Genomic DNA, 22,198 nt, shown 5'->3' on the forward strand with positions numbered 1-22,198 from the left:
ACAGGCCAGAGTGCAGAAACTCAGCGAATAAACAGCTTATAAACCATCCGATGGGCAGCCGTTCCGTGCGGCGCATACACATACTTGCCGCTGTTGAACTTCTGTTTGGTAAAGATTGCCCGGTGATGAGAAAAGGTCAGGAAACCTTCGCGGCCATGGTAATGGCCCATGCCCGAATCCCCGATGCCGCCAAAGGGCAGATCGTCCTGCGCCACATGCATCAGCGCATCGTTGATGCACATGCCGCCAGACAGTGTGTTGTCCACCACATGCTGTTGATGCGACTTGTCGTAGCCGAAGAAATACAGCGCCAGCGGCCGTGGCCGGTCATTGATGTAATGAATCGCCTCATCCAGATTGCCGTAACTGACCACCGGCAGGATCGGCCCGAAAATCTCATCCTGCATCAGCTTCATATCCGGCGTCGTCTTCAGTACCAGCGTCAGCGGAATCTTGCGGGTGCCATCCTTCATGTTCTCATTGGCCGGATTGATCTCGACCAGCTCCGCACCCTTGGCCCGGGCATCGTCCAGATAGCCTTGCAGGCGCTGATACTGACGGTCATTAATGATCGCCGTGTAATCGTCGTTGTCACGGAGGGTCGGGTACATCTCCGCAAACCGGGCGCGGAACTCATCGACAAACCCCTGCACCCGATCCGCCGGGCACAAAACATAATCCGGCGCCACACAGGTTTGGCCGGCATTGAAGGCCTTGCCAAAGGCAATGCGCTGGGCGGCATCTTCCATTGGTACATCTGGTGACACAATGGCCGGCGACTTGCCGCCCAGCTCCAGAGTGACCGGTGTCAGGTTCTCGGCTGCTGCCCGCATCACCAGCTTGCCGACTGTGGTCGAGCCGGTGAACAACAGGTGATCAAACGGGCGCTGGGAAAAGTCCGCGGCCACATCGGCTTCGCCATTGATCACCGCGACCAGATCTTCCGGGAACATCGACTCGATAATTTCCTTGAACAGCGCCGAAGTGTGCGGGGTGAATTCCGACATCTTGATCATCGTACGGTTACCCGCCGCCAAAGACGCCACCAGCGGGCCAACAGCCAGATACAGCGGGTAGTTCCAGGGCACGATGACACCGACCACACCTTTGGGCTGGTAATGCACCTTATTGCTGGCAGGCTGGAACAACATCGAAACATGGCGCTTGGAAGGCTTCATCCAGTCGCTCAGGTGATTTAGTGAGTAATTGATCCCCTGGATGGAGGGCATGACCTCGGCAATCAACGTTTCGTCTTTGGATCGGCAGCTGAAATCCCGATCAATGGCGTCTACCAGACGATCCTGATGGGCCAGCAGTGCGCGCTTGAGGCGTTTCAGGTTTTCCTTGCGCTCGGTCAGAGAGGGCGTTGGATTGCTCCGGAAGGCCTTCTTCTGATTTTCGAATACGCGGTGAGTGTGTTGAATCTGCTTTTTGCTCTCGGTGAGCTGGACGACGGTGGCACCCATGTTTCTCTCCCATCGGCTGTGGGCAAGTTCCCGCAGCCTGTCATTTTTGGTTGGCCAAAATCTGGTCGATTTGCGCTTGGGGCTATTATTAGAGTATATACTCTAGGCAGTCAAGAAATGCCGGTTGGCTCATTGGGCCATCCGTGATGCAGATAACAACAACCATCGGCGGGACGATGAAAACCAGAGACAAGATTCTGCTATCCAGCCTGGAGCTTTTTAACGAGCGGGGTGAGCGTAATATCACCACCAATCATATTGCCGCCCACCTGGCGATCTCTCCGGGCAACCTGTATTACCACTTTCGCAACAAGTCGGACATCATCTACGATATTTTCCAGGAATATGAAAAGCTGGTTGATTACTACCTGGATATTCCGGAAGACCGCGGGCTCACTCTGGAGGACCTGACGTTTTATCTGGAGTCGGTATTTGATGGCCTGTGGAGCTACCGGTTTTTTCACCGGGATCTGGAGTACCTGCTCGACAGCGATCCCAGATTGCGCCAGGACTACCGGGAGTTTACCAACCGCTGCCTGGCGGCCATTGACCGGATCTTCGGCAAGTTAGCAGAGGGCGGTATCATCGCGCCGCAGCCGGAGGAGCTGCGCTCCGCCATGTCACTCAATGTCTGGCTGGTCATCACCAACTGGATGGCCTTCCTGAAAACAGCGCACGCCGCCGATGCTCAGTCGAACCTGACGCTCACAGAGCTCAAACAAGGTATTTACCAAGTGCTGACATTGGAGCTGCCCTACCTGACGCCGGAGTACCGGGAGCGGGTGCTGGTGCTGCGGGAAAAATACCGGCCAACGCTGCCGGTTGCTCAAGATCAAGTGGTCCGTCAGGCAAGTGTTGCGGGCGGGGCAAGATAATAATCTGGTTAAAAATCGATCAAGTTTTGAACTTTTTGTGAAAGCGCGGCTCAAAGTAAGTGACGCAGGGAGCCGGACATTCCCTGCGTCTCCTGAGAGCGTTCTCAGGTACGTCGCAAACCCTGACGTTTCGCCGGTCTGCCTGATGGCAGGCCGGTTTTTTCGTATTACAGGGGGGCGTCTTCTTCCGGGGCTTCCAGCCACTCCGTCAGAGCGTTACGGCAATCGTCGAGGCCCAGCTTGGAGGTGGAGGAAAACATGATCAGTTGTTCCACGCACTGATAGCTTTTTAATTTTTTGGCGATTCCCAGCATGGCGGTCTTGGCCTGGCCAAACTTGAGCTTGTCAGCTTTGGTGGCAAGAATCATCAAGGGCAGGTTGTTATGTTCGCACCATTCCACCATCATTTGGTCGAAATCGGTGAGCGGATGGCGAATGTCCATAACCAGCACCAGGCCGCGAAGACAGCGGCGGTCGTTCAGATAATGGCCCAGATGCTTTTGCCAGTCGTCTTTCATGTCTCGCGAAACTTTGGCATAACCGTAACCGGGCAGGTCAACCAGGCGGCAATGTTCTTTGTTCAGTGTAAAAAAGTTGATCAGTCGGGTGCGACCGGGGGTTTTGCTGGTGCGGGCCAGTTTGCCGTTGACAGTGATGGCATTCAAGGCGCTGGACTTGCCAGCATTGGAGCGTCCGGCAAAGGCAACCTCGGCTCCGATGTCTGGCGGGCACTCGTCCAGCCGGGAGGCGCTGATCAAAAATCGAGCACTGTTGAAGGAAACGCTTTTGGGGGTCAGGTCAGAGTCCACGACGGTTGGTGTTCCTTTGGATTTCAGTTATCGGCGATTAATGTATAATGCTACACCAAATTCAAGTGGGGCGCTGCGCGCTGCCACTGTTAGTCCCGGTTTTGAGGCAGATCGTTCAGTGCCTGCCGGCTGGACCACAAAGAATACTTTCAAGATACAAAGATGAGAGAAGCGGAGCGAGCATGAAAAGACTGATCGCAGGAGTTGTTCTCGGAGTTGGCCTAACAGCAATGGCTCACGGGGCAGGAGATCCAGCAGCAGGTGAACAGAACGCAGCGGTATGCGCGGCTTGTCATGGCGAGGGCGGTGGCAAACCGATTATGGCTGTGTATCCGAAGTTGTCGGGTATTGGTGAAAAGTATCTGTACCGGCAGTTGGTGGATATCAAAACCGGAGATCGTCCGATCGCGGAGATGACCGGCCTGCTGGATAATATGTCTGATCAGGACCTCTGGGACCTGGCTGCTTATTACAATGAGCAGGACATGGTGGTAGCTCAGGCTGACCCGGAGCTGGTCGAGCGCGGTCAGGCGCTGTACCGGGGTGGCAATATGGCGACAGGCGTGGCGTCCTGCGCTGGCTGTCACAGCCCGAATGGCTCGGGTAATGAGCCTGCCGGTTACCCGGCACTCGGCGGTCAGAATGCAGCGTATGTTGAGAAGCAACTGAAAGCCTATCGTGATGGTGAGCGTGCCGCCGGCGCGAATGCAGCGATCATGATGGATGTTGCGTCAAGACTGAACGATGCCGAGATCAAAGCGCTGGCTAACTACGTTTCTGGCCTGAACTGAATCCGGGTTCGCAGTTGGACATAACAAAAGCCCCGCCTTAGCGGGGTTTTTGCTACTTACCTTTCCGTAATTATTCCTCTTGCACCGGCAGTGGAACTTTTCAGCGTTGCCGGGTCATAATCTTTCTGATAAACAGAATCCAGGACTCGGAGATCCCCGATGATAAGAACTCTAGGCACAATTGTAGTTTTGGTCGTTTCAATGACTTTCGGTGCGCTTGCTCAGGCTCAATCCTGGCGAGACGGCACACATTACCGCACGCTGGAAAATCCGGTTCGCACCGCCTCTGACAGTGGCGTCGAGGTTGCTGAGGTGTTTTGGTATGGCTGCCCTCACTGCTACGCGTTTAAGCCCCTGATTGAGTCCTGGAGTGGGCAAGCGCCGGATAACGTCAACTTTGTAAAGCTGCCGGCCGCGTTGGGCCAGAGCTGGGAGCCCCATGCCTACGCCTTCTACGCGCTCGAAGCCATGGACGAGCTGGATAAAGTGCATGATGCGTTGTACACGGCCCTGGCCGGTGAGCGTCGGCCGCTGAATACACCAGAAGCTCTGGCCGATTTTGTCAGCGGGTACGGCGTGGACGCCGAGGAGTTTCTGAACAATTATCGGAGTTTTGGTGTTCGGGCCCGGGTACAGCAGGCTCAAGCAAAGATTCGTGGTGCGCGCATTACAGGCACGCCGACTATGCTGGTTAATGGTAAGTATGTGGTCAGCGCTTCGATGGCCGGTGGTCACGAAGCCGTTCTGGACATTCTCGATTATCTGGTTGCGCAGGAAAGTGCTGCGGCCCGCTAAGCGAAGCCGGTCGCGGATGGGCGCGTTCAGTCTCGGCGTGGGAATCCCTGGCTATGTATAAGCGGATCAGAAGTCAGCTCAATGGAATCCTGAAAGGGCAGGACGGCCCTCGTGGGTCCAGCTCGGGCAGCGAACATGTGCCCGAGTTTGAGGCTCACCGTCACATCCGGTTGCTCACCTTCAATATCCAGGTGGGCATCAACACGTCGTCTTATCATCACTATCTGACCCGCAGTTGGCAGCATTTCTTGCCTAATCGCCGGCGCATCGAGAACCTGGACCGTATTGCGACCCTGCTTCGTCAGTACGATGTGGTGGCCTTGCAGGAGTGCGATGGTGGCAGTCTGCGCAGTGGCTATATCAATCAGGTCCAGTATCTGGCTGAAGCGGCCGGTATTCCCTACTGGTACCAGCAGTTGAACCGCAATATGGGGCACATAGCCCAGCACAGCAACGGCCTGTTGAGTCGTTACCGGCCGCTGGATGTGACGGAGTACAAGTTGCCGGGCCTGATTCCGGGGCGTGGCGCCATTATTGCGCGCTACGGAGCGACGGACGATCCGCTGATACTGGTGCAGATGCACCTGTCGCTTAACAAGTCGGCACAGCAGAGGCAGCTGGGCTATATTCGTGATCTGATTTCTGACTATCAGCACGTGGTGTTGATGGGCGATATGAACGCCCATGCCGAGCAGCTTCTGACGCAAACGCCGTTAAAGGAGAGTGGCTTGATTCCGTTGCCCGGAACGGCGCACAGCTTCCCGAGCTGGCGGCCGGAAAAGGCGTTGGATCATATTCTGGTCAGCCCCTCGCTGGAGATCCGTCGTGCGGAAGTGGTCAGCTATCCGGTGTCGGATCATCTGCCGATCGCAATGGATATTGCGTTACCCAAAGGCTACCTCGAAGCCTATTAAGTTATTCGAATATACAAAAAAACCCGGCTCACTGGCCGGGTTTTTTTGTGGAGGCAGGATCAATTACTTGATCTTGGCTTCCTTGTACGCAACGTGCTTACGGACAACCGGATCGTACTTTTTGATCTCGATTTTTTCCGGAGTGTTACGCTTGTTCTTGTTGGTCGTGTAGAAGTGACCAGTGCCTGCTGAAGATACCAGCTTGATTTTCTCACGCATGATGCGGTTCCTTATACTTTCTCGCCGCGGGCACGAAGATCGGCCAGCACAGCGTCAATGCCTTTTTTGTCGATGATGCGCATGCCCTTTGTGGATACGCGCAGCTTCACGAAACGCTTCTCGGTCTCAACCCAGAAGCGGTGGTTCTGCAGATTCGGCAGAAAACGACGACGAGTGTGATTCATCGCGTGCGATACGTTGTTACCAGTGACCGGACGCTTACCGGTAACCTGACAAACTCTGGACATACTTGCCTCCGACCTGAGCAATGGTCTATCTATACGAATTCGTTATTTAATGCGTCTCTGGTTGCACAAGGGCAATAACTGCCCAGGTTCACGCCTACAAACTGAGCGCTGCTCGCCAGACGCCGCCAGAAAGGGACGCTTTTATACCAGAACTGGCCAGCCAACGCAAAAAATTGTTGGGATTTTGTCCAGTTTGCCGGGGTCATCTCCAGGGCAGCTACATCAATCCTCGTTCAGCGAGGGATATTACCTCACCGTGACCAATAACCATATGGTCAAGAACCCTGATATCGACCAATCCGAGGGCTTCTTTTAATCGACGGGTTAATGAAATGTCGGCCTGACTGGGTTCGGCGACGCCGGATGGGTGGTTGTGAGCAAAAATAACCGCAGCCGCGTTATCCTCCAGGGCTTGCCTCACCACCTCCCGGGGATAGACGGCGGCGCCATCAATGGTGCCCCTGAACAATTCGCGATATTGGATCACCCGATGTCGATTATCGAGAAACAGCCCCGCGAAGACTTCGTGAGGATAGGTGCCCAGGCGACTGGTGAGAAATCGCCGGGTATCGGCCGGAGATCGCAGTGGATCGCCCTGTCGTAATGGTTCGTCCATCACCCGTCGTGCCATTTCCATAGCGGCCTGTACCTGGGCATATTTGGCGGTTCCCAGGCCTTTAACCTCGCAAAATTGCCGGCGAGAAGCGGTCATCAGGCCGCGCAGGCCGGAAAAGTCGCTGACCAGTTGTCGGGCCAGCTCCATAACCGGCAGGCCGGTAGTGCCGGTGCGCAGGAATATCGCGAGTAATTCGGCGTCAGACAGCGCCTCAGGCCCGTGGGCAAGCAGGCGCTCTCGGGGCCGTTCATCGGCGGGCCAGGCAGAGTTGTTCATGGTGTGCTTCCTTGCAGATGGGTAAAGTGACGGTGCATCCCGCACCGGGTTCTCAGAATTACAAAGGTTACTCTAAAAAGTAACATTTGGTAAACGAACGGATGGCGGTACAGGCTGCCTGCCGGGCACGGGCGTGCTATCTTATAACTCTTTCATTTTACGGGAATACGGAGCCCCCATGGCTGCCAAACGAATTCTGCTGGGAATCACCGGCGGCATTGCTGCTTACAAGAGTGCTGAACTGGTTCGGTTGCTGAAAAAAGCCGGGTATGAGGTGCGGGTTGTGATGACCCCGGGTGCAGAAGCCTTCATGACGCCCCTGACCTTCCAGGCGCTCAGTGGCGAGCCGGTGCGTACCTCGTTACTGGACCCGGAGGCGGAAGCCGGAATGGGTCATATCGAATTGGCCAAGTGGGCCGATCGGGTGCTGATTGCGCCGGCCTCGGCGGACTTTATTGCTCGCCTGGCCCAAGGCATGGCCGACGATCTGCTAACCACAGTGTGCTGTGCCACCGAGGCGCCGATCGTTGTGGCCCCGGCGATGAATCAGGCCATGTGGAAGAATCACCGGACCCAGCGCAATATGCAGCTGCTGACCGATGATCCACAGATTTCCATCTGGGGCCCTGATCAGGGTGAACAGGCGTGTGGTGATACCGGTCCGGGCCGAATGCTCGAGCCCGCGACGCTTGCAGAGCGTGTACAGCAAGTGTTTGGTAAACAAGCAGAAGGCGCTCTCGCTGGCCAGCGATTGGTGGTTACCGCAGGCCCAACCCGTGAGCCGATTGATCCGGTCCGTTACATTTCCAATCACAGCTCCGGAAAAATGGGCTATGCCATTGCTGGCGCGGCGGCCCAGGCCGGGGCCCGGGTGACCATCATCAGCGGCCCCGTTAACCTGACGGCGCCCAAAGGTGTTGAAGTGCGTTCGGTAGTGACCGCGGAAGACATGCTGCGAGAATCGGAGCGCGCGGTCGGTGAGGGCTGCGATATCTTTATCGCCACGGCTGCGGTGGCGGATTACCGGCCGGAGTCCTGTGCCGGCGACAAGATCAAGAAAACCAGCGATGCGATGTCTCTGGCGTTGGTACGTAATCCGGACACGCTGGCCACCATCGCTGCCAGGCCAGATGCGCCGTTTACCGTGGGCTTTGCCGCTGAGACGACCGACGTGGCGCGCTATGCCACCGATAAACTGCAACGCAAAAAGCTCAACATGATCGTCGCCAACGATGTCTCCGCCCCGGGGCTTGGCTTCAACAGCGACCAAAACGCCGTCACGGTGTTCTGGCCGGAAGGTCGGCAGGCTATGGGCCCGGACAGCAAACACGCCATTGCCGCGCATTTGGTGGCGCTGATTGCCGAACACTCGAAGAAGGTCGGGAACTGATGAATCGAAAAAAACTGCAGGTAAGAATTCTGGATGATCGTATCGGTGGTGTGATTCCGTTCCCGGAATACGCAACTGAGGGCTCTGCAGGCCTGGATCTGCGGGCAGGACTCAAGCAAGCACTGACCATCGCACCCGGGGAGACGCACCTGATTCCAACGGGGCTGTCCGTCCACATTGCTGACCCGTCGTTGGCGGCGATGATTCTTCCCCGCAGCGGCCTGGGCCACAAACATGGGATTGTGCTTGGTAATCTGGTGGGGTTGATCGACTCCGACTATCAGGGTGAGTTGATGGTGTCTTGCTGGAATCGGGGGCATACCCCATTCACCATCGATGTGGGTGAACGGATTGCGCAGCTGGTGCTGGTGCCGGTGGTGCAGGCGGATTTTGAGGTTGTCTCGGAGTTTGATGCCAGTGTGCGGGGCGATGGCGGCTTTGGCTCAACAGGTATCAGCTGAGCCAGCCGGCAGCGTTTCAGCAGACCGGCGTCTATACTTTGCGGATAACCGATTGTCCGGGACGTAACAATAAATGCGGGAAGCACTATGAAATTCGGTAAAAAGAAAGCCCAGGAACCGGTGGCAGACGACAAGGCCAAAAAGAAATCCGGTAAAGGTGGCAAGCGGACCGCAGAATCCGCAGGCACCGGCCTCAAGCAACTCAACTCGGTGGCTATGAATCAAGCGCTGGCTGTTGTTCTGGCTGGTGTGGTGGCGGTGTTGTTGCTGCATTTTCTGGTAGTGGAACCGGCTGCCGAGCGCAGCTATCAGCAAGCCCGTGTGGTTGAGGCGGATAGCGCCCAGCAACGACTGAATCAATATTTCGCCGCCCAGCAGGAGCAGGTGCGTGCCTTGGCCAGCCAGCGCTATGTGGCTAACCAGTTATCGGAGCAGGGTGACTTTGACGCATTGTCTCGTCAGCTGCAGGCGGCCTTGCCGGGAGCCGAGGCGGTGTTTGTGTTCCGTTATCGGGCGATTCCCCGGACGGGAAACAATGACAACCTGTTGGGTTTTGCCGGCCTTGAACTAGCTCGACGTGCTGAGAATGGCCAGTCACTGCTGCCGGACGCTTTTCCACGGAATGACCAGTGGTATCTTCAGTTTGCCGCCCCGGTACGGCATCCGGTCAGTAACGCGGTGGTGGGCAGTGTGTTGGCGGTCTACGACGCCGCGCATCTGCAGTCACGGCTGTCGGTCGCCAACGGCCAGTTGGGCGGGCAGCTGTCGTTGCAACAGGCGGCTTCTGGCGCTTCCCGTACGGTGGTCAGCTCCGGTCGTGGTTCCGGTCCTGCCGAGGCCAGAACGTTACTGAATCCGGACTGGTCGGTGGTTTATCAACCGGCGTTCGCGCCGGCTTCTCTGATCGATCCACTGGTCATGGCGCTGCTGATCGGAGTGCCGGCGCTGGTTGCTGCGGTGGTGGTCTGGATGCTGCTCAGCGGTGCGCAGCGAGCCATTCGTCAGGACGTAGCGTTGCTGATCCAGTGGTCCCACAAAGTGTTCGGTGGAGAGCGGGTTAAACTGCCGACCTTCCGGTGGGATATGGTGGCGTCCACCGGCGAAGTCTTGTACCGACTGTCTCAGATGGTTGAAAAACGCCTGGCGAAGGCCGCCGAAAGTGCCCGGCCGAAATCGTCTTCTGGCTCACCCAAGGGCGCGACAGCGCCAGCCGAAGAGCCCTTGTTCCAGGACAAGGATGTACCCGACATTGATATGTTGGACGGTGATGAGGATGTTCTGGGCTTTGGTGGGTCTGAGGACTCCCTGTTTGATGAAGACATCCCGGACGTTGAAGAAACGATGTTGCCTTCGGTTGATGTCTCGCCGGAAATCTTCCGGGCCTATGACATCCGGGGCATTGTCGGCGAAACGCTGTCGGCCGAGGTGGTCGAAATTATTGGTCGGGCCATTGGTTCAGAGGCCTCCAGTCGTGGCGTGAGTTCACTTTGCATTGGCTATGATGGCCGCCATTCCAGCCCCGAGCTGGCCGATGCGCTGGCCAGAGGCGTCATGGCCACCGGCTGTGATGTGATTCATGTGGGAGCTGTGCCGACACCGGTGCTGTACTTCGCCACACACCATTTGCAGACGGGTTCCGGGGTGATGGTGACGGGTAGCCATAATCCGGCTAATTACAACGGCCTCAAAATCATGCTGGGCGGAGAAACTCTGTCTGGTGAGGCGATCCAGGCGCTGTATCATCGCATCCAGACCGCCGACTTTACGTCGGGCCGGGGCGCCCAGTCGAGAGAAGACGTACGCCGTGCCTACCTGGACCGGATTGTCGGTGATATCGCTGTGGCCGCGCCGCTAAAAGTGGTAGTGGATGCCGGTAACGGTATCGCTGGCGAGCTAGGCCCGATATTGATTGAGGAACTGGGCTGTGAAGTCACGCCCTTGTACTGTGAGATCGACGGCGACTTCCCGAACCATCACCCTGACCCGGGCAAACCTGCCAACCTGCAGGACCTGATCGCCAAGGTTCAGGAAACCGGGGCCGACATCGGTCTGGCGTTTGACGGAGACGGTGACCGCCTGGGTGTGGTTACCAACACCGGCAAAATCATCTGGCCTGATCGGTTGTTGATGCTGTTTGCCCGGGATGTGGTGTCTCGCAACCCGGGGGCGGACGTTCTCTATGACGTAAAATGCAGTCGTCGCCTGGCCGGCGTGATCTCTGAGGCCGGCGGTCGCCCGCTCATGTGGAAGTCCGGGCATTCGCTGATGAAGGCAAAAATGAAAGAAAGCGGTGCCCTGCTGGCCGGTGAGATGAGCGGCCACATCTTTTTCGGTGAGCGCTGGTACGGATTCGATGACGGCTTATACTCGGCCGCCCGACTGCTTGAGATTCTGGGCATTGAAGATCGCCACAGTGAGGATGTTTTCAATGACTTCCCGGAAGATATCAGCACCCCTGAGCTGAATGTCGAGGTGACGGAGAGCGAGAAGTTCGCGATCATTGAGCGCCTTGGCCAGTTGGGCGAGTTTGGCGACGGCAGCATCAGCACCATCGACGGTATTCGGGTGGACTACGCTGATGGCTGGGGCCTGTGTCGTGCCTCTAATACCACGCCGGTTCTGGTGCTGCGCTTTGAAGCCGAAACCGAAGACGCACTGGAACGGATTAAAATGGTGTTCCGGGAGCAATTAACCAAAGCCGCTCCGGATCTCGTTGCGGATTTCTGAGAAGACTCATTTTCTGACAGTAAGGAATAACACATCACCATGGCGCTGGATCGTGAAACAGCAATGCAGGTGGCCTCGGTACTGAGCCGCGGCCTGCCCTATATCCAACGGTTTACTGGCAAGACCGTCGTCATCAAGTACGGCGGTAATGCCATGGAGAACGAAGAGCTGAAAAGCAGCTTCGCCCGCGATGTGGTACTGATGAAGCTGGTGGGCATTAACCCCATCGTCGTCCACGGCGGGGGGCCCCAGATTGGTGAGCTGCTGGAGCGGCTCAACATCCAGTCCCGTTTCGTCAATGGCATGCGGGTGACGGACTCGGCCACCATGGACGTGGTGGAGATGGTGCTTGGCGGCCAGGTTAACAAACAGATCGTGTCTCTGATCAACGCTCAGGGTGGCACTGCGATCGGCCTGACCGGAAAGGATGCCAACCTGATCCGCGCCCGCAAGCTGGAAGTGGTGAACCGCTCACCGGAACTGGAGCGCCCGGAAATCATCGACATCGGCCACGTCGGTGAAGTGGCCAGCGTGAATGTGGATGTGATCGACATGCTCACCCGCAGCAATGTGATCCCGGTGATCGCGCCGATTGGTGTCGGGCCGGATGGCGCTTCGTACAACATCAACGCCGATCTGGTGGCTGGCAAGGTGGCCGAGGCCATGAAGGCCGAAAAGCTGATGCTGTTGACCAATGTGTCTGGCCTGAAGAGCAAAGACGACAAGGTTCTGACCGGGCTCACGGCACAGCAGGTTAACGACCTGATTGAAGACGGCACCATTCACGGTGGCATGTTGCCCAAGATTCGCTGCGCTTTGAGTGCGGTGGAGAATGGTGTACGCACGTCACACATCATTGATGGCCGTGTTGCCCATGCCTGTTTGCTTGAAATCTTTACCGATGAGGGTGTGGGTACCCTGATCTCCCGAAACTGATTAACCTGACCGGGAGCAACCGGATGAAGCGCCTGCTGTCATTGCTGATCATTGTGGCAATTGTGACTTTTGCCGGCTTTAAGGCCGGCGTTTGGTGGTTGACCGATCAGCGCATGGCAGAAGTGCGAACCGAATTCGCCGAAGCCGGCGTGCTTGAGCGTGGCAGCATTGGGTCCTCCATGGATGGCCGGGTGATTCTGAAACAGTCCCAGTGGCAAAACTTTCGGCTAACCCAACCGTTGGTGCTGGGGGTGGTGGAATTTGATGCCGGATCGCCACTGGCCTTGTTGACCACACTGGCAAACCCCAGCCCGCTGCCCGCCTCCTGGCGGTTGGTGGTCGAGCAAGCGAGCATGGTTCTGGAGCCGACCATGTTCCGGAACTGGGTGACCGCCGGGGCCGAAGCCGAATCCCGATTATCGCCCTTGGTAGCCCTGGCTTGCGCGCCGGACCCACGCCAACAACTCGGCAGCGGTGATCTCATGCGCATGGGTATTTCGGCCATTCGGGGCGACCTGTTGCTGGAGCAGCAAGCGAGTGGGTTGCGGGCGGAAATTAACACCGCCGCCACAGGCAGTCTGGAAGTGACGTGGCCAGGTGCCCGCGTGGCGCTTTCCGGTTTGTCGACCACTTTATCGAGCAGTGCAGAGCCAGTCAGTGTCACTTTTCGCGATGCCGGTCTGATGCGTCGACTCTCGGCATACTGCGCCAGGGAAGCCGGGCAGGAAGTGAGTGAGTGGGCAGCGAACGCTGTAAGCGCTCTGCAGGCGGGCCTTCAGGCCCGAGGCTTCCAGGGCAGTGATCAGTTGCTGGCGCTGTATCGCCAATGGCTGATGGAGGGTGGTGAGCTGATCTTTGCCCTTGAGCCAAGCTCTGCCACGCTTGGTATACCGGTGCGCTCTGAATCAGAGCCCGCGTTGGCCTGGCCAGTATCCTATAACGGAGCCGGTGTGCCGGATGTCTATCTGACGGAAATTGAAGCTCCCACTCCGCAGCTGCCTCTGGAAGTGATGGAGCCGGTGGTGCCTCGGGAAGATCCGGGTGTTCAGCGGTGGTATGCTGAGGAGCTGGAAAATGCTCAAACCTGGATCGGTCGGCAGGTCCGTGTCACGCTGGCCAACGACAATCAGGTTGTGGGCCGCCTGGTCAGTGTCGGCGAGCGTGAGCTGGAAGTGTCACGTACCGTGGCGGGTGGTGAAGTGGCGTATCCGATGCTGATCCGGGCGATCAGGCAATTTGAAGTCTGGCGGCGCGGCCGTCCGGAGTGAAGTTAAAGGCCGGGAGGTTGACATGGTGCACGGCACTGACAAGCTAAACGCCGTACCGGGTGTTCGGGACATGTTGGCCCGGCTGATCTCTTTGCCTTCCATCAGCAGTGCCTCTGCGGACTGGGATCACAGCAACGAAGCCGTGGTGCGCACCCTGGCTGAGTGGCTGGAGCCGATGGGATTCGCGGTAGACATCCTGGACGTGCCGGGCATGCCCGGCAAATACAACCTGATCGCCACTCTCGGTAGTGGCTCAGGGGGACTGGTGCTGTCTGGCCATACAGACACGGTTCCGTTCGACGACAAACGCTGGCAGAGCGACCCCTTTACCCTGACCGAAAAAGACAATCGCTGGTATGGTCTGGGCACTTGCGACATGAAAGGTTTCTTCCCACTGGCGATCGAAGCGGCCAAAGCGTTCGTGGGTCAACCGTTGCAGCAGCCTTTGATTATCCTGGCGACCGCCGACGAAGAAAGCTCGATGAACGGGGCTCGTGCCCTGGCCGAAGCCGGTAAACCCAAGGCTCGTTACGCGGTGATCGGTGAGCCTACCAGTCTCAAGCCCGTGCGCATGCATAAGGGCATCATGATGGAACGGCTGCGCTTTGACGGCCACTCCGGCCACTCCTCGAATCCGGGTCTCGGCCGCAACGCCCTTGAAGGCATGCACGAAGCCATGGGTGAACTGCTCAAGTTGCGGGGCGAATGGCAGGACAAATACCAAAATCCCAACTTCAAGGTACAAGTGCCCACCCTGAACCTGGGCTGCATTCACGGCGGCGACAACCCCAACCGGATCTGCGCCCGGTGCGAACTGCACTTTGACCTGCGGCCGCTGCCGGGCATGAACATGGACACCTTGCGCCAGGCCATTCTGAGCCGGATGCAGCCGCTGGCCGAGCGCCGGCAACTGAACCTGACTTTCGAGCCCTTATTCGACGGTGTACCGCCGTTTGAAACGCCGGCCGATGCGGCACTGGTTAAAGCCTGTGAAAAACTCACCGGCCACACCGCCCATGCGGTCGCCTTCGCCACAGAAGCACCCTGGTTGCAGAAACTGGGCCTCGAAACTCTGGTCATGGGCCCGGGTTCCATCGACCAGGCCCATCAACCGGATGAATTTATCGATATGTCGCAATTACAACCGACCGTGGATATCTTGCGCGGACTGATCAAGCAGTTTTGTCTGTAAAGGAAAGGGAGAAAGGTTTGAAATCGAACGACTGGCTGCACGGATTCCGCCACTCATCTCCGTACATCAACGCTCACCGCGGCCGAACCGTCGTTCTGACCATGCCTGGCGATGCCATCGAGCACCGGAACTTCATCAACATAATTCATGATATTGCCCTGCTCAGCAGCCTGGGTGTGCGGTTAGTGGTGGCTTTCGGTGGTCGCCCCCAAATTCAGTCACGGCTGGATGATGCTGGCCTGGAATCGACCTTCTCCCGTGGTCTGAGGATCACTCCGGACGACCACTTGCCACTGGTCATGGAGGCCATTGGCGGGTTAAGAGCCTACCTGGAAAGCCAGTTGTCCATGGGTCTGGTCAACTCTCCCATGCATAACGCCAGAATCCGGGTAACCAGTGGTAATTATGTCACCGCAAAACCGGTTGGCGTGCTCGACGGCATCGATTTTGGTTATACCGGCAAGGTCCGGCGGGTCGACACTCGGGGCATCGAGCAATTGCTGGAGCTGGGTCACATCGTGCTGCTGTCTCCGCTTGGCTACTCGCCCACCGGTGATGCCTTCAATCTTTCTTACGAGGACGTGGGGAGCCAAGTGGCCGCTGCCTTGCAGGCCGAAAAACTTATTGTGTTCATCGACGACGAAGGCCTGCTCGACGAAGACGGCTCGCTGATCCGCGAGCTGTCTGCCCGCCAGGCTTCCGAACGGCTGAACGACAACACAGTAACCGGCCATGATGCCGCGTTACTGAAAGCGGCTTGTGACGCTTGCGTGAAGGGCGTGCGCCGGGCCCACATCATCAGTTATGCCGAAGATGGCGCCCTGCTTGAAGAAATGTTTACGCGAGATGGTTCAGGCACCCTGGTCAGTGGTGACAACTATGAGCAAATTCGACAGGCCCGGGTGGAAGACATCGGCGGCATACTGGAACTGATTCAGCCTCTGGAAGAGCAGGGCGTGCTGGTGCGTCGTTCTCGGGAGATGCTGGAAACCGAGATAGATCGCTTTGTGGTGGCTGAGCGGGATGGCACCATCGTTGGCTGTGCCGCGCTCTACCATTATCCCGACGATGGCACTGGCGAGCTGTCTTGTTTTGCCGTTGATCCGTCCTATCGGCGTGCTGGGCGTGGGGACGATATTCTGTCAATGATTGAAAAGCTGGCCCGTGGTCAAGGCATCCTTAAGCTGTTTGTGCTGACCACCCAGACGGAGCACTGGTTTCGGGAGCGCGGCTTTTTGCCGACCGACGTGCAAGACCTGCCTGGTCCCAAACTGGCGTCCTACAACGCTCAGCGCAATTCAAAGGTGTTCTACAAACCTCTGTGACAGAGCGGTGAGTTGTTGCTCCCGCTCCGCCCGTTCCCGTCTGGACAGAGCCTCTACCGCTTCGTAAAAGCGAGCGAAGTCTTCGTTGTTGTCTCGCAGTAATTGCCGGAACGCCGGCACGTGCTGATTGTACTGCTGGAACAGGGCGACGTTGGCGTTATTGAGTTGTACCGGTGGCGTCCCGAACGGACCTGGCTCCGGGTAGTCTTCAGAGAGGGTGGCATAGTGTTGTGCCAGTTCGTCCAGAATCAACGTTTTTTGGTGTCTTAAGGTGTTCGTGTCGAGGGTGTCTTGTTGCCTGTAGAGCGCTTTTAGTTGGGCGCTGCTGTGGTTGACCAGGTCCAGCGTCCGGTTGCGGTGGTCCAGTCGCCGCAATGCCTGCTCAAAGCCACGCGTCGAGTTTTCCCGCTCCAGCCACAGCCTCAGACCCTCCAACTCCACAGCGGTTGCAAAGCTCTCATTGAAGGCAGTGTCTTCTTTAATATAGATCACGCGATGGGCCAGCTCATGAAACATCAGCGCGACCATTCGATCGTCGGAAAGGTCGGTGAATCCGGTGTGCAGTGGGTCGTTGAACCAGCCCAACGTGGAGTAGGCCGTCACAGCCCCTATGAGCGTGTCGTAACCACGATCGTTGAACCGGGCCTGCTCCTTGCGCGCCCGCTCAAGGTTGAAGTAGCCTCGATAGGCTTGGCAGCCAACCACAGGGTAACACCAATGGTGAGGCGCCAGCTCGAATTCGGGGACGGCAACCAGGTTGACCACCACCCAGGGACGATCAAGCTCGACATACTTGGTGAACGCATTGCCGACCGGCAGCTTAAGGGTCTCCAGGGCAAAGCTACGGGCGGACCGTGCAACGGCCAGTTTACGTTTCAGTTCGGGGTCGGTTTGAGGGTCAGCTGCCACAGACTGTAGCGGTTCGCCACGCATCATCAGCGACAGATGACCACCGACAGCCTGGCCATAGTAGCCAATGGTCGTACACCCCTGGAGCCCGGTTAACAGTAGCAAAAGAAGATAGATCTGACTAAGCTGTCTCATGAATCAAAATGTTATGATAGTTGTTCTTTCCGGCCTTCGGCTCGGGTGTTTGTCAGGCTGCGTTAGCCCTCTTGTTCACTGCGCGATTCTTGACGTTCATTCGTATCATAGCAGGTGGTGAAGACCATAAAATCAGGGATGCTCGCCGATGTCTTCCTGTTGGCGGCCAAGACGGCTTATAAATTGATCAGGTAGTTCATGGATCCGAGAGAGCGCCGAACCAGTGTCAGACAGCCTATAAAACTCGCCGCGCAGCTCGATGCAGGTCAAGGCAATGCCTGGCCCTGTCAGATTGCGGACTTTTGTGGGGACGGTCTGTTTATTCGCTATTCCGGGGAAACCTCCCGAAAGCTGGACCGGGCTTTCGAAAACCATCAGCCCTCTGAGCTGGTGGTTCGTTTTCGGGGTGTTGATGGCCAGCGCCGATACGAACTCCATGTGAGCCCGGTGCGGCGTATTGATGGCGCTATGGGGGTCAACTTTACCCGCTCTAATCCGGATGCCGTGAGTGCGATGCTCCAGATGTGCGCAGGCTCAGTCGATCAGTCCCGTTCATCTCTCAGGGCTCCCAGCGAGCGCGTTCAGTTTGTCCTGCACCAGTGTGCCAAGACGGTGACTCGATTTATCGAGCCATTGATGGATGCCTGTTTCGTGCAAACCGCAGAGGCACTCCGAAAAGCAGCACAGAAGGCACCGAACGATCAGCTGGCCAACGAATACATGGATGCTTCAGGTCAGCTGCAGGCCCGCCAACGAGTGCTCTGGCACCATATGGGCCGTTATCTGGAGTCACCCTTGAAACCGGCTCAGAAAGGTGTACCGGGTGCTGAGTTGTCGGTGGTCGACAAGAACGAATTTGAGGACTGGCTGACTATTCGGGTGATGGTCACTCGGGCCGATACCCTTTACCGGGGTGACCTGCTACAACTGAAGTTACGACTCGATAAACTAAACATTGCCAACCGCACCGGTCACCAGAACCCGCTGGGACCGGCTCTGGTGTGCGAAGCTTTCCATCTCGCTCTGGTGCAACTCAAAGCTACCCGAGACGTGGAAAAAGTGTGTCTGAAGACGTTTGAGCAGGCGGTGCTCAAAGAGTTGGCCCCCCTGTACCGCGAACTCAACAACATCCTCATCCGCCATGGTGTTTTGCCAGATCTTGATCTGTCGAAGTACCTGAGTGAACACCCCCAACCTGAATCGGCTGCCCCCGCGCCAGAAAAGACGCAGCCTCGGGCGCAGGTTCAGTCTCGTCCTGCGCCAGTGGATAGCCCGGCCCGGGAGTCGATCAGCCCTGATGCACCTGCGCGAACGGTGAAAAACCGGTTGTCCGGGGAGTTTCGAGGCTATGCCCGGGCCGCGCAAACGGCTTTTGCCACGGTGCGGAACCTGCTCAACACATTGCAAGTGAGCAGGCTGGAGCAGGGTGGTAGTGAGCCGCCGGCTTTTGCCGTCAATGCCCGGCCACTGTCATCCGGAGAGTTCCACCGGGAGCTTCAAGAGCTGCAGCTGCGGGCTGCAGGCCCGGAAGAAGCGACAACACCCCTGAAAGAGCGCGTGGTTGAGAAGGTCAAAGAAGCCGGAGACACTCGCCTGGATGATGAACAGCAACAAACTCTCGATGTTGTTGATCGCTTTTTCAAGAGTGTGGTGGAAAGCCCTAAACTCAGCGACTATGCCCAGGCCAGAATGCGCCAGCTGGAAGTGCCGGTATTGAAAGTTGTGATGCGGGATCCGGCGTTTTTTGAGGACCAGGACAGTCCGGTTCGTGGTGTGATGAATCGCCTTGCCCAGTTGGGTACCCGGGGTGGTCGTTTGAACCCGGTGGTTCAGCGCCGGGTGGATGAGTTGATTCATCGAATTGCCACCGAGTTTGAGCAGGACACTGGTGTGTTTGAACAAACGCTCGGTGAACTGGATACTCTGATAGACCGCCAGAACCTGGTCTATCGGCGCAATGTGGAACGGGTAACTGCCGCGGCGGAAGGCGCTCAAAAAGTCGCGGAATCCAAGGCTGCGGTGGCCCTGGCAGTGGATCAGAAGATCGCGGGTCGAAAAGTGCCTAAAGCATTGCTGAGCCTGCTCGAGGGTGGTTGGAGAGATCTTCTGTCACTGACCTGGATCCGTCAGGGGCCGGATGGCCAGCTGTGGCAGGATTACCTGACGGTGATTGATTCGTTGCTGGCCTTTGCGGATGATCCAGGCAGTCGTGTCAATTTGCCGGAATTGTTGCGGCTGATTCAGGATGGCCTGGCATCGATTTCGAGCAATCATATGCCGTCATCCCAGATCCGGGATGAGCTGAAGCAGTTTTTGGTGCGTCGTCCCGATCAAACTTCTGAGATGGTTGAGATACCTGCGGCCAATCCGGCCAAGACCGACCAGCAAACACTGAGTGAACGAGAGCAGCGCAGCCTGCAACGCTGGGTCAACCGTGCTCAGCAGCTGCGCACCGGGGATTGGTTGCGAGATCAGACCCGCCCCAACGACCCCCAGTTTATCCGTTTAGTCTGGGTGGCTCGTGGCTTTGGTCGTTTTGTGTTTGTAAATCACCAGGGTATGCGAGTGGTGGAGCTCGACCTTGAGGCCCTGGCCCGGCAGATGCGTAAGGGCATCATTGTTCCGGATAGCCAGTATGAGCGACCTCTGGTGGATGAAAGTATTGATCGAATGGTGCGCAATGTATACGACCAGTTGTCTTGGGCATCCACTCACGATGAGTTGACCCGCCTGCTGAACCGCCGGGAATTCGAGCGGATGTTGGAGCAGCAGCTGGCCCGTCGTGAAGACAGCCGGGCTTTGTTGCATCTTGATTTGCGAGGTTTCCGTCTACTCAACGATACCGCCGGCTCCCAGGCTGGTGACGAGGCTCTCAGACAGGTGGCCGAGGTGTTGTGTCAGCATGTGGGCGATGGCATGCCGGTTGCGCGCCTGGGCGGGAACGAGTTTGCCATGCTGGTGGCGGCGGAGCAGGGCACAGACGTTGCCGAAGCGGTGATTGGTGCGGTCGAGTCTGCGGAGTTTGCCTTTGGCGGTCGTTCGTATCAGCTGTCTGCCAACGTTGGGCTTGCGCCGGAACTGCCGGCCCTGGTAAGTGCTGAGCGCTGGCTGAGAAGTTCGGAGCAAGCCCTGTCCGCCGCAAGAAAGAAAGGGCCCGGCAAGCTATCGGAATATGCCTTGGGCGCCGATGATCAGGCTCGACAGGAACAGATCGCAGCCCGGGTGGCCAGCCTGTCGGATCCGGATGAAGAGCGTATGCTGCTGCGTTGCCAGAAAATCATTCCGCTCCACGCTCAGGCCATTATGGCCGCACAGTATGAAATTCTGATCAGCATGTACGATGACAATGGCCAGTTGATCACGGGTCACGATTTTGTGCGCATGGCGGAACGGTACGACCGGATGCAGGCGGTCGATCGATGGGTCGTTGGCCATATGCTGGACTGGCTGAGGGATCGGGGTCCGGACCCTCGCCATGTTGGCGGTGTCTGCATTAATCTGTCAGGGCATTCGTTGAACGACCAGACCCTGCTGGAGTTCATCTATGAAAAGCTCAGCGAAAAAGACGCGCCTATCGAGCGCTTGTGGTTTGAATTGACCGAAGCGTCCGCCATTCATGACGTGCAGGCCGTGGCGGATTTCATGTTGGAGATGAAAGAGCTGGGGTGCCGGTTCTGCCTGGGGAATTTTGGCAGCGGGCCAAACTCTTTCCAGTTCATGCGAACATTGCCGGTGGATCTGATCAAAATCGACAGTGCGTTTACCGGGCAACTGATGTCGAGCCAGACCGATCAGGCCATGGTGAAGTCCATGGTTGACATGGCCCACTACATGAACCGGGAAGTCATCGCCTCTCAGGTTGAATCCCGTGAGGTTCTGGATATGCTGAGACAACTGGGCGTGGATTATGCTCAGGGCTTCGTGGTTGAAAAACCGCGACTACTGACCAGTCTCAACTGACCCAGGACCCTTGCCTGTTATGTCCAAGCGCCATCCGATCATCGCAGTTACCGGCTCTTCTGGTGCCGGTACCACGACCACGGGCCAGATTTTCAGCCGGTTGTTTGCTGGCGAGAACCTTCATGCGGCGATGGTCAGCGGTGACAGTTTTCATCGCTATACCCGTGAACAAATGGCCAGATTGGCCGCCAAAGGCCAATTTGGCGAACGCAACCATTTTGCGCTTGTCGCCAACCACATCGATCGCCTTGAAGCCCTGTTCTATGACTACAGTCATACCGGCAACGGCCGTTATCGGCAATATGTTCACGACGAGGATGTGGACTTGGTTGCGGCTGGCCACAAGCCCGGCACGTTCACACCCTGGGGGCCTTTACCGGCAGCCACGGATTTGCTGTTTTACGAAGGTCTGCACGGTGGGCTCATCAGCGATAACGTCAATATCGCCCAGTATGTCGACTTGCTGATCGGCGTGGTGCCCATTGTGAATCTGGAATGGATCCAGAAAATTCATCGGGACACCAATCGGCGAGGTTACACTCAAGAGGCGGTGGTCCAGACCATCATCAACCGGATGGACGACTATGTGCATGATATCGTGCCGCAGTTTTCCCACACTCACATCAACTTCCAGCGCATTCCGTTGGTTGACACGTCCAACCCTTTCATCGCCAGGGACGTACCGACGGAAGATGAAAGCCTGATCGTGATCCACTTCAGAGACAGTTCAGAGGTGGATTTTGCCTGGCTGTTGCAGGTGATTCCTCAAAGCAGCCTGTCGCGTCACGACACCTTGGTAATTCCGGGGCCGAAAATGGCTCTGGCCATGGACCTGATTATCAGGCCCATGGTGCAAAAACTGGTGGCGGGTAAAACCTTTGCGTAG

General features: G+C 57.2%; 19 protein-coding genes. 13 read left to right on the forward strand and 6 right to left on the reverse strand.

Translation table 11 applies throughout. The features are described 5' to 3' along the window. Positions 1–20 precede the first annotated feature (20 nt). Complete coding sequence (locus tag IBX51_RS08940) at positions 21–1,466, reverse strand: coniferyl aldehyde dehydrogenase (RefSeq protein WP_291830819.1); 1,446 nt, start codon at positions 1,464–1,466, stop codon at positions 21–23. 176 nt (positions 1,467–1,642) lie between these two features. Here IBX51_RS08940 and IBX51_RS08945 point away from each other — a divergent pair, with 176 nt between their 5' ends. Continuing rightward, entirely contained in the window at positions 1,643–2,341 is a 699-nt protein-coding gene (locus IBX51_RS08945; protein ID WP_291830820.1) for a TetR/AcrR family transcriptional regulator, read from the forward strand. 167 nt (positions 2,342–2,508) lie between these two features. Here IBX51_RS08945 and yihA read toward each other — a convergent pair whose 3' ends face one another. Continuing rightward, a complete protein-coding gene (yihA, locus tag IBX51_RS08950; RefSeq protein ID WP_291830821.1) occupies positions 2,509–3,150 on the reverse strand; it encodes a ribosome biogenesis GTP-binding protein YihA/YsxC in 642 nt (213 codons plus the stop codon). A gap of 182 nt (positions 3,151–3,332) precedes the next feature. Here yihA and IBX51_RS08955 point away from each other — a divergent pair, with 182 nt between their 5' ends. The 3 genes from IBX51_RS08955 to IBX51_RS08965 all read left to right on the forward strand — a co-directional run bounded on the left by IBX51_RS08955 (position 3,333) and on the right by IBX51_RS08965 (position 5,650). Beyond that, the gene (locus tag IBX51_RS08955; RefSeq protein ID WP_291830822.1) at positions 3,333–3,941 is read left to right on the forward strand and encodes a c-type cytochrome; all 609 of its coding nucleotides are present in this window, start codon (positions 3,333–3,335) and stop codon (positions 3,939–3,941) included. Positions 3,942–4,100: 159 nt separating this feature from the next. After that, the gene (locus IBX51_RS08960; RefSeq protein WP_291830823.1) at positions 4,101–4,736 is read left to right on the forward strand and encodes a thiol:disulfide interchange protein DsbA/DsbL; all 636 of its coding nucleotides are present in this window, start codon (positions 4,101–4,103) and stop codon (positions 4,734–4,736) included. Positions 4,737–4,789: 53 nt separating this feature from the next. Continuing rightward, positions 4,790–5,650: an endonuclease/exonuclease/phosphatase family protein gene (locus IBX51_RS08965; RefSeq protein WP_291830824.1), complete on the forward strand. Its 861-nt coding sequence runs from the start codon at positions 4,790–4,792 to the stop codon at positions 5,648–5,650. A 63-nt stretch (positions 5,651–5,713) separates the two neighbouring features. Here the strand turns inward: IBX51_RS08965 and rpmG are convergent, their stop codons facing one another. The 3 genes from rpmG to radC all read right to left on the reverse strand — a co-directional run bounded on the left by rpmG (position 5,714) and on the right by radC (position 7,009). Further along, positions 5,714–5,869 carry a 50S ribosomal protein L33 gene (gene rpmG, locus IBX51_RS08970; RefSeq protein ID WP_007153739.1) on the reverse strand — a complete coding sequence of 52 codons (156 nt, stop codon included), beginning with the start codon at positions 5,867–5,869 and terminating at the stop codon, positions 5,714–5,716. Between the two features lie 11 nt (positions 5,870–5,880). Next, positions 5,881–6,117 (reverse strand): 50S ribosomal protein L28, encoded by a 237-nt coding sequence (rpmB, locus tag IBX51_RS08975; protein WP_058091504.1) that lies wholly within the window; start codon positions 6,115–6,117, stop codon positions 5,881–5,883. A gap of 217 nt (positions 6,118–6,334) precedes the next feature. After that, on the reverse strand, positions 6,335–7,009 hold the full coding sequence (gene radC, locus IBX51_RS08980; RefSeq protein WP_291830825.1) for a DNA repair protein RadC: 675 nt from the start codon (positions 7,007–7,009) through the stop codon (positions 6,335–6,337). 178 nt (positions 7,010–7,187) lie between these two features. Between radC and coaBC the strand changes: the two genes are divergently transcribed. The 7 genes from coaBC to argA all read left to right on the forward strand — a co-directional run bounded on the left by coaBC (position 7,188) and on the right by argA (position 16,308). Further along, positions 7,188–8,399 (forward strand): bifunctional phosphopantothenoylcysteine decarboxylase/phosphopantothenate--cysteine ligase CoaBC, encoded by a 1,212-nt coding sequence (gene coaBC / locus IBX51_RS08985; RefSeq protein ID WP_291830826.1) that lies wholly within the window; start codon positions 7,188–7,190, stop codon positions 8,397–8,399. Then, a complete protein-coding gene (dut, locus tag IBX51_RS08990) occupies positions 8,399–8,860 on the forward strand; it encodes a dUTP diphosphatase (RefSeq protein WP_291830827.1) in 462 nt (153 codons plus the stop codon). The genes coaBC and dut overlap by 1 nt, the downstream gene beginning before the upstream one ends. A gap of 87 nt (positions 8,861–8,947) precedes the next feature. Beyond that, positions 8,948–11,587 carry a phosphomannomutase/phosphoglucomutase gene (locus IBX51_RS08995; RefSeq protein WP_291830828.1) on the forward strand — a complete coding sequence of 880 codons (2,640 nt, stop codon included), beginning with the start codon at positions 8,948–8,950 and terminating at the stop codon, positions 11,585–11,587. Between the two features lie 39 nt (positions 11,588–11,626). Continuing rightward, positions 11,627–12,523: an acetylglutamate kinase gene (gene argB / locus IBX51_RS09000; RefSeq protein WP_291830829.1), complete on the forward strand. Its 897-nt coding sequence runs from the start codon at positions 11,627–11,629 to the stop codon at positions 12,521–12,523. Between the two features lie 23 nt (positions 12,524–12,546). Further along, entirely contained in the window at positions 12,547–13,791 is a 1,245-nt protein-coding gene (locus tag IBX51_RS09005) for an acetylornithine deacetylase (RefSeq protein ID WP_291830830.1), read from the forward strand. Between the two features lie 22 nt (positions 13,792–13,813). Beyond that, a complete protein-coding gene (argE, locus tag IBX51_RS09010) occupies positions 13,814–14,983 on the forward strand; it encodes an acetylornithine deacetylase (RefSeq protein WP_291830832.1) in 1,170 nt (389 codons plus the stop codon). Between the two features lie 17 nt (positions 14,984–15,000). Beyond that, positions 15,001–16,308 (forward strand): amino-acid N-acetyltransferase, encoded by a 1,308-nt coding sequence (gene argA / locus IBX51_RS09015; protein ID WP_291830833.1) that lies wholly within the window; start codon positions 15,001–15,003, stop codon positions 16,306–16,308. Here argA and IBX51_RS09020 read toward each other — a convergent pair. After that, on the reverse strand, positions 16,282–17,352 hold the full coding sequence (locus IBX51_RS09020) for an aminopeptidase (protein WP_291830834.1): 1,071 nt from the start codon (positions 17,350–17,352) through the stop codon (positions 16,282–16,284). The two genes, argA and IBX51_RS09020, sit on opposite strands and share 27 nt — an antisense overlap. A 198-nt stretch (positions 17,353–17,550) precedes the next feature. Here IBX51_RS09020 and IBX51_RS09025 point away from each other — a divergent pair, with 198 nt between their 5' ends. Then, positions 17,551–21,312, forward strand: a complete 3,762-nt coding sequence (locus IBX51_RS09025) for a DUF1631 family protein (RefSeq protein WP_291830836.1) — start codon at positions 17,551–17,553, stop codon at positions 21,310–21,312. 19 nt (positions 21,313–21,331) lie between these two features. Continuing rightward, positions 21,332–22,198, forward strand: a complete 867-nt coding sequence (locus tag IBX51_RS09030; RefSeq protein WP_291830837.1) for a phosphoribulokinase — start codon at positions 21,332–21,334, stop codon at positions 22,196–22,198.

This window comes from Marinobacter sp., from assembly GCF_014859525.1.
Taxonomy (GTDB): Bacteria; Pseudomonadota; Gammaproteobacteria; order Pseudomonadales; family Oleiphilaceae; genus Marinobacter.

Bases quoted from the DNA above. Each gene is read 5' to 3' on its own strand.
- argE (WP_291830832.1), top strand. From the start codon at position 13,814: ATGGTGCACGGCACTGACAAGCTAAACGCCGTACCGGGTGTTCGGGAC.
- IBX51_RS08965 (WP_291830824.1), top strand. From the start codon at position 4,790: ATGTATAAGCGGATCAGAAGTCAGCTCAATGGAATCCTGAAAGGGCAG.
- IBX51_RS08960 (WP_291830823.1), top strand. From the start codon at position 4,101: ATGATAAGAACTCTAGGCACAATTGTAGTTTTGGTCGTTTCAATGACT.
- IBX51_RS08955 (WP_291830822.1), top strand. From the start codon at position 3,333: ATGAAAAGACTGATCGCAGGAGTTGTTCTCGGAGTTGGCCTAACAGCA.
- rpmG (WP_007153739.1), bottom strand. From the start codon at position 5,869: ATGCGTGAGAAAATCAAGCTGGTATCTTCAGCAGGCACTGGTCACTTC.
- dut (WP_291830827.1), top strand. From the start codon at position 8,399: ATGAATCGAAAAAAACTGCAGGTAAGAATTCTGGATGATCGTATCGGT.
- IBX51_RS09020 (WP_291830834.1), bottom strand. From the start codon at position 17,352: ATGAGACAGCTTAGTCAGATCTATCTTCTTTTGCTACTGTTAACCGGG.
- IBX51_RS09005 (WP_291830830.1), top strand. From the start codon at position 12,547: ATGAAGCGCCTGCTGTCATTGCTGATCATTGTGGCAATTGTGACTTTT.
- IBX51_RS09025 (WP_291830836.1), top strand. From the start codon at position 17,551: ATGGATCCGAGAGAGCGCCGAACCAGTGTCAGACAGCCTATAAAACTC.
- radC (WP_291830825.1), bottom strand. From the start codon at position 7,009: ATGAACAACTCTGCCTGGCCCGCCGATGAACGGCCCCGAGAGCGCCTG.
- argB (WP_291830829.1), top strand. From the start codon at position 11,627: ATGGCGCTGGATCGTGAAACAGCAATGCAGGTGGCCTCGGTACTGAGC.
- coaBC (WP_291830826.1), top strand. From the start codon at position 7,188: ATGGCTGCCAAACGAATTCTGCTGGGAATCACCGGCGGCATTGCTGCT.
- rpmB (WP_058091504.1), bottom strand. From the start codon at position 6,117: ATGTCCAGAGTTTGTCAGGTTACCGGTAAGCGTCCGGTCACTGGTAAC.
- IBX51_RS08995 (WP_291830828.1), top strand. From the start codon at position 8,948: ATGAAATTCGGTAAAAAGAAAGCCCAGGAACCGGTGGCAGACGACAAG.
- IBX51_RS08940 (WP_291830819.1), bottom strand. From the start codon at position 1,466: ATGGGTGCCACCGTCGTCCAGCTCACCGAGAGCAAAAAGCAGATTCAA.
- IBX51_RS08945 (WP_291830820.1), top strand. From the start codon at position 1,643: ATGAAAACCAGAGACAAGATTCTGCTATCCAGCCTGGAGCTTTTTAAC.
- IBX51_RS09030 (WP_291830837.1), top strand. From the start codon at position 21,332: ATGTCCAAGCGCCATCCGATCATCGCAGTTACCGGCTCTTCTGGTGCC.